The 10,088-nt window shown below is 63.9% G+C and carries 11 protein-coding genes and 2 tRNA genes; 11 read left to right on the forward strand and 2 right to left on the reverse strand.

The features are described from left to right. Positions 1-153: 153 nt before the first annotated feature. Positions 154-1,395: a hypothetical protein gene (locus tag KDH09_06885; protein ID MCB0219402.1), complete on the reverse strand. Its 1,242-nt coding sequence runs from the start codon at positions 1,393-1,395 to the stop codon at positions 154-156. Positions 1,396-1,523: 128 nt separating this feature from the next. On the opposite strand from KDH09_06885, the gene KDH09_06890 reads away from it, so the two are divergent. Both KDH09_06890 and KDH09_06895 read left to right on the forward strand, forming a co-directional pair. After that, positions 1,524-2,333 carry an alpha/beta hydrolase gene (locus tag KDH09_06890; GenBank protein ID MCB0219403.1) on the forward strand — a complete coding sequence of 270 codons (810 nt, stop codon included), beginning with the start codon at positions 1,524-1,526 and terminating at the stop codon, positions 2,331-2,333. Continuing rightward, a complete protein-coding gene (locus KDH09_06895) occupies positions 2,326-2,730 on the forward strand; it encodes a PilZ domain-containing protein (GenBank protein MCB0219404.1) in 405 nt (134 codons plus the stop codon). The genes KDH09_06890 and KDH09_06895 overlap by 8 nt, the downstream gene beginning before the upstream one ends. Before the next feature lie 16 nt (positions 2,731-2,746). Here the strand turns inward: KDH09_06895 and KDH09_06900 are convergent, their stop codons facing one another. After that, the gene (locus tag KDH09_06900; GenBank protein ID MCB0219405.1) at positions 2,747-3,307 is read right to left on the reverse strand and encodes a CoA pyrophosphatase; all 561 of its coding nucleotides are present in this window, start codon (positions 3,305-3,307) and stop codon (positions 2,747-2,749) included. A gap of 289 nt (positions 3,308-3,596) precedes the next feature. Here KDH09_06900 and KDH09_06905 point away from each other — a divergent pair. The 9 genes from KDH09_06905 to KDH09_06945 form a co-directional block, all read left to right on the forward strand. Then, positions 3,597-3,673, forward strand: a tRNA-Arg gene (locus tag KDH09_06905). Between the two features lie 58 nt (positions 3,674-3,731). Next, positions 3,732-3,807 (forward strand) — tRNA-His (locus tag KDH09_06910). 112 nt (positions 3,808-3,919) lie between these two features. Then, positions 3,920-5,203, forward strand: coding sequence for a DegT/DnrJ/EryC1/StrS family aminotransferase (locus KDH09_06915; protein ID MCB0219406.1), 1,284 nt, complete (start codon positions 3,920-3,922; stop codon positions 5,201-5,203). A gap of 14 nt (positions 5,204-5,217) precedes the next feature. Continuing rightward, positions 5,218-5,952 carry a polyprenol monophosphomannose synthase gene (locus KDH09_06920; GenBank protein MCB0219407.1) on the forward strand — a complete coding sequence of 245 codons (735 nt, stop codon included), beginning with the start codon at positions 5,218-5,220 and terminating at the stop codon, positions 5,950-5,952. Between the two features lie 37 nt (positions 5,953-5,989). Continuing rightward, positions 5,990-6,961, forward strand: coding sequence for a GDP-mannose 4,6-dehydratase (gmd, locus tag KDH09_06925; GenBank protein MCB0219408.1), 972 nt, complete (start codon positions 5,990-5,992; stop codon positions 6,959-6,961). Continuing rightward, entirely contained in the window at positions 6,958-7,875 is a 918-nt protein-coding gene (locus KDH09_06930; GenBank protein MCB0219409.1) for a GDP-mannose 4,6-dehydratase, read from the forward strand. Before gmd ends, KDH09_06930 begins: the two co-directional genes overlap by 4 nt. 97 nt (positions 7,876-7,972) lie before the next feature. Then, on the forward strand, positions 7,973-8,254 hold the full coding sequence (locus KDH09_06935) for a BolA family transcriptional regulator (GenBank protein MCB0219410.1): 282 nt from the start codon (positions 7,973-7,975) through the stop codon (positions 8,252-8,254). A gap of 38 nt (positions 8,255-8,292) precedes the next feature. After that, positions 8,293-8,610: a Grx4 family monothiol glutaredoxin gene (grxD, locus tag KDH09_06940; protein ID MCB0219411.1), complete on the forward strand. Its 318-nt coding sequence runs from the start codon at positions 8,293-8,295 to the stop codon at positions 8,608-8,610. A 107-nt stretch (positions 8,611-8,717) separates the two neighbouring features. After that, positions 8,718-10,088 (forward strand): phosphatidylserine/phosphatidylglycerophosphate/cardiolipin synthase family protein (locus KDH09_06945; protein MCB0219412.1); only part of this gene is annotated, 1,371 nt, incomplete at its 3' end.

Below are 10,088 nucleotides of genomic sequence, written 5' to 3' on the forward strand. Positions count from 1 at the left end.
CGTGCCCGGCCGCCTTTACCGCGACCGCCAGATCATGGGCATAGACCTGCGAGCCCGCGGCGTGGCGGGGAAGAAAATCGTGGATGACGTAGAGGACTCGCATGGGCGAGCACCATCATAGGCGCGCCGCCAGCGTGGGGCCATTGAAGCGCATTACTTGCCCACGCTCCCCTGCAGGGCGCGCAAGCCGTCGAGGTAGAAGCTGGGCTCGGTTTCCTCGATGAGCCGTTTCAGGGTGCGGCGCGCGTAGGGGCCGGCGACGTGGGAGAAGAGTTCGAGCGGGCTGTCGTCGGTGTTGCCGTGCCAGCCGGCGGGTTTCTCCCACCAGCGATAGACGGCCTGATCGGGCTTGGCGTAAACGGCAAGGAAGGGCGCAATCGCGCGATCGTCGCCCAGTTCGAGCAGGCCGTAATACTCGCCGCGGTGCCAAAAAAGCGGAATGGATTCGCTGCGCGTGCGAAGCGCCCAGTAGAGCGGATCGCCCGGCAGGTCGCACCCATCGGCAAGCGGCAGGGATTTCTTGAAGAAGTATTTCTCGCGCAGGAAGCGCCGCGCGTCGGGGGACGCATCGTAGAGCGCGCGCAGCGCCGTGGCGCAGGCGGTCTGGTCGGGGCGAAGGCCCTTGCCCTCGTGCCCCTTGAGCCCCACATCGGTGAGGGTCTTGGTCACAGAGATCGCCGAGTAACCGGCATAGCGACCGAAGATGTCGGCAAGCTCGGCCTTGAGCCGGGGCGCGGCGAGCGCCGGGCGCTGGGTGCCGAAGGCTTCCTCGAACACGCGCTGGGCGTCGCTCTCTATGGCGCGGGCGGCGAGCTTGTCCACCGGCGCGCCGGCGGGCTGGGTGTGACCGAGCAGTTCGAGTTCGGCGATGCAGGTGAGCGCGCGGTCCTCTCCGGGATAGACGCTCTCGATCTTGAACTTGAAGCGCTCGCCAAGAAGCGGTTTGTCGAGTTTCTGCTCGGTCCGCCCGGCGATGTCGCTGAACTCGAGCATCCGGAACTCGCCCAGACCGTTTTCCAGACGCACCCGATGGACGCGGTTGTAGGGATAGGCCGAAGCCTCGGGCGGGACCTTGCCGTCGGGACGCGGGATCGTTCCGATGAGACCCACGGCGTGGAGTTCGAGCTGCTGCACCAGGCCCACTTCGAACCATTCATTAACGCCGAGCATCTGGGCGCCGCCGCACCAGGCGGTGCGCGGTTCGTTGTCGATGGCATTGACGGTGGCATAGCCGAAGCGCGCGCCGCGCGGGTCCTCACGGGTCGAGGATGCGTTCGTCGTCGTGGCCAGGGCCATGAGAAGGATCTTGCGGGGGGCGCTTTTGGCCTGCAGCAGGGCGGGCCCGGCCAGCAGCGCGAGAAAGCAGAAAAAGAGCAGCGTGCGTCGTGAATTCATACCGAACCTTCCTTGGCCGGAAAGCGGGTTTCCGCGCCAAAGAACCAGCAGGCCCTGCACCCAGGCGTTGCCCCGGGATTGTTGCCGATTTCGCCCCCACAAGCGAACCGGCGCGCTAGACTATGCCCATGAGCTACTACGAGAAACTGCCCGAGTCGATCTACTGGAACGTCGGCGAGCACCGCGTACATCTGGCCTGCGCCGCGCCGCTGGTGGCGGGCCGCAGGACGCTGCTGGCCGTTCACGGCGCCGGCGGCTCGGCCTGGGTCTGGGGCGAGCTGGGATCGCGCCTTGCCGGCAAGTTCAACTTCGCCGCCATCGAGCTGCCCGGCCACGGCGCCTCGGAGGGCCCGGCACTCACGGACATCGGCTCCATGGTGGCCGTCGTCGCCGGGGCGGCAGAGCGCCTCGTCTCCAGTGCGCAAACGCCGCCGCCCATCGTCATGGGTCACTCCATGGGCGGGGCGATTTCCATCGACCTGGCGCTCAGCGGAGCGGCGGAGCTCTCCGGCCTGGTGCTGGTCGCCACGGGGGCACGGCTCAAGGTGCAACCCACCATCATCGAGGGGATCGAGAGCAACTGGGAGGCTTCCTGCCGCAGCGAGGAGGGCTTTGGCCCCGAGGCCCCGCGGGAGCTCAAGGACGCCTACGCCAGCGACCGCGTGCAGGGCTCGCCCGGGGTGGCGGCCTCTGATTTCAGGGCCTGCAACGTATTCGACCGCATGGCTGATCTCGGCCGAATCACCCTGCCCACGCTGGTTTTCGGAGGCGGGAAGGACCTGCTCACCCCCGAGAAATACGCCCGCTACTTGTCGGAACGCATTCCAGGGGCGAAACTGGTGATACTGGAGAACGCGGGACACATGCTGCCGATCGAGGAGCCAGGAATCCTCGCGGCCCAGCTCGACGCGCACTTCCCGGACACCTCAAATGAGTGACGAGAAAAAAGAGTTTCGCTACCGCCGCTACAAACGCGCGGCGGTGAAGTTGCCGGTGATGCTCATCCACGGCGAGAGCGCCTATGAGGGTCACATGCGCGAACTCTCGCGCGGCGGCGCGCTCATCGAGACGACGCTGGAACTCTCGCCCGGCGACAACCTGCGCCTTGGCTTCCACATCAAGAACGTGCGCGATCCCATCGAACTTCCCATCCGCGTGGTCTACGTGCACAAGCCCGGCGGCGATACGCGCCTTGGCGAGGCCGCCGGCATCGGCGTGGAGTTCCTGGAAGTGGACGTGCAGCTCGGCGCGCGCATCGACACCTACGTGAAGGATCAGCGCTTCTTCGGCCCCTATTCGACGATCCTCAAGGAATTTCAGCGAGCGCGGCGGTAGCAGCCGCGCAGCTTCTCTACGAGAGATAATCCCCGACTTCCCCGTGCCAGTCGAAGACGTCCTTCAATAGCTGGGCGAGCATCTTTCCCGTGGCGCCCCAGATGGTGACGCCTTCGAGCCGGAAGAAGTGCACCGGATAGGGACGACCGCGAAATTCGTAGTCGTCTTTGCGTTCGTAGATTTCCGGGCGCAGCAGGTCGTCGAGGAAGACCTCGTGGAAGCGGGCCACCTCTCCGGGGTCGGGCTTGAGATCTTCAACCCCCGGAATCCAGCCCACGTAGGGGCTGATGACGTAGTCGGTTACCGTCACGATGTCGTCGAGCTGTCCCAGGATCTCCACCTGCGCCGGGGGAAGGCCGATTTCCTCGTGGGTTTCGCGAAGGGCCGTCATTTCCAGATCCACGTCCGTGGCTTCGGCGCCGCCACCGGGAAAGGAGGTCTGGCCCTTGTGGCTGGGCAGGTTCTGGGTGCGCTCGGTAAACAGGATGCTGGTGCGGCCCTGATTTTCGTAGAAAGGCACCAGAACGGCGGCGTGGCGCTGATACTCGGCGGGGGCCAGAATGCGCCCCTCCCCCATCTTCGGGAGCCGGTCGAGCAGGCGCTGGCGGGCGCGTTCAGCGTTCCACATGGGGTTTTCTGCCTCCGGGGCCGGCCCTCTGTCTGCAGGCGCCCTCAAAGGGCCCGCAAAGGGCTCCCGGAGAGCTATACCGCGCCCGGATCGAAGGCGTCCAGCCCCGTTCCTGACGTAACCTGCCGGAATGGCCGTGAAATCGCAGATATCCCTTGACTCGGGGCCGGTCGCCAAACATCTTTACGGGCCTGAATTCGCGGGGGAACCGCGAGAGTGTCTATAGTCCACGGCCCAGGCGCCAGTAGCTCAACCGGATAGAGCAACGGCCTTCTAAGCCGTAGGTTGTGGGTTCGAGTCCCGCCTGGCGCGCCACACCGCGGCCCGGTCGGGAGCAAGACACAGGGGATTCCCCCGAATCGCAGATTCAGTGGCGGGCGTAGCTCAGTAGGTAGAGCACCGGATTGTGGCTTCGGTTGTCGCGGGTTCGATCCCCGTCGCTCGCCCCAAATTTGATTGATTACTCCCCCGGCACATGGTTCCAGCACTGTGAGCAGCTTCCTCCAGGGGCTGCCTTCAGATACGACCATGCCCGCGGGCACGAAATGAACCGGAACTGCCATGTCACGAAGCGCTGAAGACATCCGCAAGGACATTCATCGCCTGATCGAGGAATACTTCGCATTGCCCGCAAGCGAAGACCCTGCGACCAAGCGGCTCACCCTCGTGGCGGCGGCCTATGGTTCCGAAGAGGTGAACGAGTGCGTCGACGCGCTGCTCAGCACCTACGTCACCATGGGCGCGCGCGTGCGGGAGTTCGAGAAGCGGTTTGCCGAGCGCGTGGGTTCCAAACACGCGGTGATGGTGAACTCGGGCTCTTCGGCCAACCTGCTGGCCATGGCCGCACTGGCCAACCCCGCGTTCAAGAATCACCTCAAGCCCGGCGACGAAGTGATCGTCCCCACCGTCACCTGGTCCACTACGGTGTGGCCGGTGATCCAGATGGGCGCGGTTCCGGTGCTCGTCGACGTCTCGCTCGAAACCCTGTGCATGGACATGGATCAGGCCCGCGCGGCGGTGACCGAGAAGACCCGCGCGATCTTCCCGGTTCACCTGCTGGGCAATGCCACCGACATGAACGCGGTGCGCGAGCTGGCCAAAGAAAAGAAGCTCTTTGTCATTGAAGATACCTGCGAAGCCCTGGGCACCGAGCTCGGCGGCAAGGTGGTCGGAACCTTCGGCGATTTTGGCACCTACAGCTTCTATTTCTCCCACCACATGACGACCATCGAGGGCGGCATGGTGGTAACCGACAACGACGAACTGGCCGAGCTCGCCCGCATCCTGCGCGCCCACGGCTGGATCCGCGATGCGCAGGAAAAATCGAAGTTCGAGTCCGACAACCCGGAGATCGATCCGCGATTCCTGTTCGTGAACACGGGCTACAACCTGCGCCCGACGGATTTGAACGGCGCGTTCGGGCTGCACCAGCTCGGCAAGCTCGACGGCTACAACGACGTGCGCCGTCGCAACGCCGGCGTCTGGGCCGAGCGGCTTGGCAAGTATGCCGACCTTATCGACGTCACCTATCCCGAAAAAGACTGCCGGCACACGTGGTTCGCCTATCCCCTCATCGTGAAGGAAGGCGCCCCGTTCTCGCGCCAGGACCTTGTCGACCATCTTGAGGCCGCCGGCATCGAGACCCGCCCCATCGTGGCGGGCAACCTGGCCAAGCAACCCGCGTTCCAGTATTTCCCCCACCGCATTCACGGGGATCTGGCCAATGCGCAGGCGATCATGGAGCGCGGCCTGTTCTTTGGTAATCACGGAATCATGAGCCCGGTCGAGTGCGACCGGATCGGCGCGGCCCTGGAATCCTTCCTGTCGCGGCACGCGAAGGACTGAGGCGGAGGCGATCCATGAGTGAGGCGATCAAGGCGCTGGTGGTCATCCCCACCTACAACGAAGCCGACAACATCGAGCGACTCTGCAAGGCCCTGTGCGAAAATCCGCGCGTGGCCCGTGTGCTGGTGGTGGACGACAACTCCCCCGACGGCACCGCCGACAAGGCCGAGACCCTGACAGGCGACTACCCCGTCACCGTGCTCCGCCGTGAGAAAAAGAACGGACGCGGCGGCGCGGTTCTCGACGGCTTTGCCTGGGGCGAAAAACAGGGCGGCTTCACCCACTTCGTGGAGATGGACTCGGACTTTTCCCACGATCCGGGCGAGCTGGACCTGCTGTTCGACAAGGCCGAGCAGTATGGTGTGGTGATCGGTTCGCGCTACATCCCCGGCGCCGTCATCGACAACTGGCCGCTCAAGCGGCGCATTTTCAGCTACTGCGCCAACCTGATCTGCCGATTCATGCTGAAGGTTCCCGTCAGGGACTACACCGACGGCTACCGCTGCTACAGCGCGGAGGCCGTTGCGGGCCTGGATCGCAGCCAGATCGCGCCGAAGGGCTTCATCACCCTCTCGGCCATGCTGATGCAACTGTATCTCAAGGGCTTTTCCGTTACGGAAGTTCCCATTCGATTCATCAATCGCATTCGCGGCGAATCCAATCTCAACAAAGGCGAGATCACCGAGGCCATTCGCAACGTGATCAAGCTGCGCAAACTGCGCATCGAGCTCGAAGCGCAAAAGCGCTGATCGACCGGATTCAAACGCGGACCGCAGGAGGCTCCCCATGGGCAAGAAAAAGGCGCTGGTTACTGGCATCACCGGACAGGACGGATCGTACCTGGCCGAGCATCTGCTGAGCCTGGACTACGAGGTTCACGGCCTGCTTCGCCACAGCATTCAACAGGAATACCCGAACATCGAGGGCGTAAAGGACCAGGTAACCCTGCAGTCGGCCGACCTGACCGACCAGATGTCCCTCTATCGCATCATCGACGAAGTCGAGCCCGACGAGATCTACAACCTCGGTGCCATGAGCTTCGTTCCGGCGAGCTGGACCCAGCCGATTCTCACCAGCGAAGTGACGGCCCTTGGCGCAACCCGCCTGCTCGAAGTCATTCGCACGGTCAATCCCAAGATCCGCTACTACCAGGCTTCGAGCTCGGAAATGTTCGGCAAGGTGCAGGCCGTTCCACAGACCGAAGAAACACGTTTCTGGCCGCGCAGCCCCTACGGCGTGGCGAAGGTCTACGCCCACTGGATGACCATCAACTACCGCGAGAGCTACGACCTGTTCGCGTGCTCGGGAATTCTGTTCAACCACGAATCCCCGCGCCGCGGCCTGAACTTCGTCACGCGCAAGGTCACCGACGGCGCTGCCCGCATCAAAATGGGCCTGCAGAAGCAGCTCCGCATGGGCAATCTCGAAGCCAAGCGCGACTGGGGCTATGCCAAGGACTATGTCGAGGCCATGCACCTGATGCTGCAAACCGACACCCCCGATGACTATGTCATTGCCACCGGCGAGACCCACTCGGTGCGCGAGCTCTGCGAGGTCGCCTTTGCCCGCGTGGGCCTGAACTGGGAAGACCACGTCGTCATCGACGAGCGCTTCCTGCGCCCGGCCGAAGTTGACCTGCTCATCGGCGACCCCGCCAAGGCGAAGGCCAAACTCAACTGGCAGCCGCGCACCACCTTCAAGGAGCTCATCGAGCTCATGGTGGACGCCGATCTCGAGCGGTACAAAAACGCGAAATGAATGTCCTGGTCACAGGTGCCTCCGGCAACCTGGGCCGGCGGCTCGCCGATCGGCTGGAAGCCGGCGGCGCCACCGTGTGGCGCGCCATGCGCGAGGAGCCTGAGGGCGAGCGGGAGTTGCAGCTTGAGCTTGGCGACCCCGAATCCGTCCGCGCGGTGATCGAGGCATCGAACCCCGATCAGATCATTCATCTGGCCGCATGGGTGGACGTGCCCAGCTCCTTCGATGATCCCGCCGGCGTCTACAACGTCAACGTGCTTGGCACGCTCGAGATGCTCAAGGCGCTGCGCGAGCGTGGCTCTTCCGCGCGCTTTCTCTATCTCAGCACCTCCCACGTCTACGGCATTCCACCCGAGGACGTGGCCCTGATCGATGAAGAAACCCCGACGCGTCCGGTGAGCCCCTACGCCGCCTCGAAGCTCGCCGCCGAAGACGCGGTACGGCTTTACGGCCGCATCGGCAAGATCGAGCCCCTTGTGGTCCGCATGTTCAATGTCGTGGGTGAGGGACTCCCCACCACGTCGGTGTGCTCGGCCATTGCCCGGCGCGTGCTGGCCGTATCAAAAGGTCAGGAGAAGTGCCCCCTCAAGGTAGGCAACCTCAAGAGCCTGCGCGATTTCATCACGCTCGAAGATGCCCTGGACGGAATCCTCGCGGCGCTCGAAAAGGGCAAAGCCGGTGAGACCTACAACCTGTGCACCGGCCACGGAACCAGCATCGGGCAGATTCTGCAGGAACTGGCCCGGGTGGCCGGGGTGGAAATCACCACGGAGGTCGATCCCTCGCTGCTGCGCAAGGTCGACCCGCCCCGGGTGATCGGAAATGCCGCCAGGCTGGCGCGCGACACCGGATTTTCCGCCTCGCGCCCCATGGAAGAGGCCGTTGCGGCCCTCTACCGCGACATCGCGGGCTGAGCACGGCTGAATGACTGGCCCGGATGGCTGGGCAACCGCCCTTCGGCAGAGCCCGACCGACCGGATACGATGATTCCCCACTGGAGAGCAGAGCAGCATGACTTTTGGTGAGATCAGAGAACGCATCGAACGCGAGCTGGGCGAGGGAACCAAGGCCCACATCGAGGGGATGCCCGGCGTCACCGCCGACCACGTGCAGGGACTCATCGTATCCCCGCAGTTCGAGGGCAAGACCATGATCGCCTGTCACCGCATGGTGATGCAGCTCTTCAACACGGAGATCGCATCGAACGAGCTGCATGCCTTTACTTTCAAGACCTTCACGCCCGAACAGTACGAGCAGCAGTTCCAGCAGATCTCCGTTCCGGGCAAAGGCTGAAACCGCAAACAAATCTCAGAAATCTGGAGTATTCACAAATGGACGAACAGACAAAGAATCGAATCGAAGAACTGGTCAAGGGCAGCAAGGTGTTCCTCTTCATGAAGGGATCGCCCAACTTCCCCTCCTGCGGATTCTCGGCGCAGGTCGCGGGCATCCTCGGTCAGATCAATGCCAAGTACGGCAGTTTCGACGTCCTCGGCGATGAGCAGATTCGCCAGGGCATCAAGGACTACGCCAACTGGCCCACCATTCCCCAGCTCTACATCGACGGCGAGTTCGTCGGCGGCTGCGACATCATCACCGAGATGTTCCAGCGCGGCGAGCTGCAGAAGCTGGTGGCCGAAGAAGGCTGAACGCAGACAAATCGCACAAGCAAAGCGCGGCCCCACGGGCCGCGCTTTTTCTTTGCAACGGCTTCGTTACGGCGCTGTCCCGGACTCTGTGTTAGGCTTTTGCGCGCATGAACCCCTGGATCAGATACTTCTGGCTCAAGAAAATCGCCCTCCCGCTGGGCGCCGTCCTCGCGGTGGTTGCTCTGTGGTTGGCCTCGGCGCCGCTCGGCGTCTCCGCGGTGCTCACCCTTGCCGCGGGCTTCTGGGGGCTTCGCGAGTGGGATGAAATCATGGGGCTCGCGCTCGCACCGCGCGCGGTGTTCCCGCGACGCCCGGGCAACCGCGTGCGCTTCCTCATTGACGGCAACGCGGTGATCGGCCGCATGGTCGAGGAGATTCGCAGCGCCCGCGAGCGCATCTGGCTCACCATCGCCTTCTTCGACACCGACCTGCCGCTCCTGCCGCCGCACGGCGGGACCTTCCTGGAACTCCTTGCCAAAAAAGCGCGCGAAGGCGTCGATGTGCGGCTTTTGTTCTGGCGCATGCCCGCCCACGACGCGGAAACCTTTGCCCCAGGCGGCGGGCATGTATTTTTTGCCTCGGAAAAGAACCGCAGCCTGCTTGCTTCACTCGATGCGCCGCTCAAAGTCCGCTGGGATGATCGCTTTGCCGGTTGCCAGCACCAGAAGAGCATGATCGTCGATTCGCGCGTGGGCTTTTGCGGCGGCGTGAACCTGGTAACCGAGTCCCTCGACGATCCCGCCCACGTCGACCGTTTCGTGGAGACGCCCTGGCACGACGTCGCCTGCGAGCTGCAGGGCCCGGTGCTGGGCGATCTCGAGGGCAACTTCATTCAGCGCTGGAACGCCGCGGTGGGGCCGGAACCCTGGCCGGATCGCGCGCGGGCGGATGATCTGCCGCTGAAGAACCTGCTGGGTTACCGCTCCCTGGGCACGGAGGCCCACAACCCCGGCGGCGCGAACGTACAGCTTGTTCGCACGATCCCGAGCCTGCACTACAAGGGCTGCGAGCTCGACGTGCCCGGTCCCGGCAAGGCCTCGCCGAGTATCTGGCGCAAGGGGGAGGCCAGCCTGCTTCATGCCTACCTCGATCTCATCGAGTCGGCCGAGCATTCGCTCTATCTGGAAAATCAGTATTTCTTCTTCAGCATCGGCGCCTACCGGCTGAACCTCCTGCCGCGCGAGGTCCTCGTTCGCGACAGCAAGGGGCGACTTCAGCACGTGCTCGCACGCGCGCTCTGCGACGCCACCCGCCGCGGCGTTTACGTGTGGCTGCTGCTCCCGGGCAATCCCCAGTTCGTCGGGACGAGCCGCAAAGGACTCACTCATCTCGAAGACGCAGACTTCACAAAGCTAGGGCTTTTTTCGCTGGCGCGCGATTACAGCTCACTGCTCAACCCGCGCTACTACCGTCCCATCTACATCCACAGCAAGCTCTTCATCGCCGATGGCGCGCGCTGCTGCATCGGCTCGGGCAAC

Source organism: Chrysiogenia bacterium (assembly GCA_020434085.1).
GTDB lineage: Bacteria > JAGRBM01 > JAGRBM01 > JAGRBM01 > JAGRBM01 > JAGRBM01.

Bases quoted from the DNA above. Each gene is read 5' to 3' on its own strand.
- KDH09_06885 (MCB0219402.1), bottom strand. From the start codon at position 1,395: ATGAATTCACGACGCACGCTGCTCTTTTTCTGCTTTCTCGCGCTGCTG.
- KDH09_06890 (MCB0219403.1), top strand. From the start codon at position 1,524: ATGAGCTACTACGAGAAACTGCCCGAGTCGATCTACTGGAACGTCGGC.
- KDH09_06895 (MCB0219404.1), top strand. From the start codon at position 2,326: ATGAGTGACGAGAAAAAAGAGTTTCGCTACCGCCGCTACAAACGCGCG.
- KDH09_06900 (MCB0219405.1), bottom strand. From the start codon at position 3,307: ATGGGGGAGGGGCGCATTCTGGCCCCCGCCGAGTATCAGCGCCACGCC.
- KDH09_06915 (MCB0219406.1), top strand. From the start codon at position 3,920: ATGTCACGAAGCGCTGAAGACATCCGCAAGGACATTCATCGCCTGATC.
- KDH09_06920 (MCB0219407.1), top strand. From the start codon at position 5,218: ATGAGTGAGGCGATCAAGGCGCTGGTGGTCATCCCCACCTACAACGAA.
- gmd (MCB0219408.1), top strand. From the start codon at position 5,990: ATGGGCAAGAAAAAGGCGCTGGTTACTGGCATCACCGGACAGGACGGA.
- KDH09_06930 (MCB0219409.1), top strand. From the start codon at position 6,958: ATGAATGTCCTGGTCACAGGTGCCTCCGGCAACCTGGGCCGGCGGCTC.
- KDH09_06935 (MCB0219410.1), top strand. From the start codon at position 7,973: ATGACTTTTGGTGAGATCAGAGAACGCATCGAACGCGAGCTGGGCGAG.
- grxD (MCB0219411.1), top strand. From the start codon at position 8,293: ATGGACGAACAGACAAAGAATCGAATCGAAGAACTGGTCAAGGGCAGC.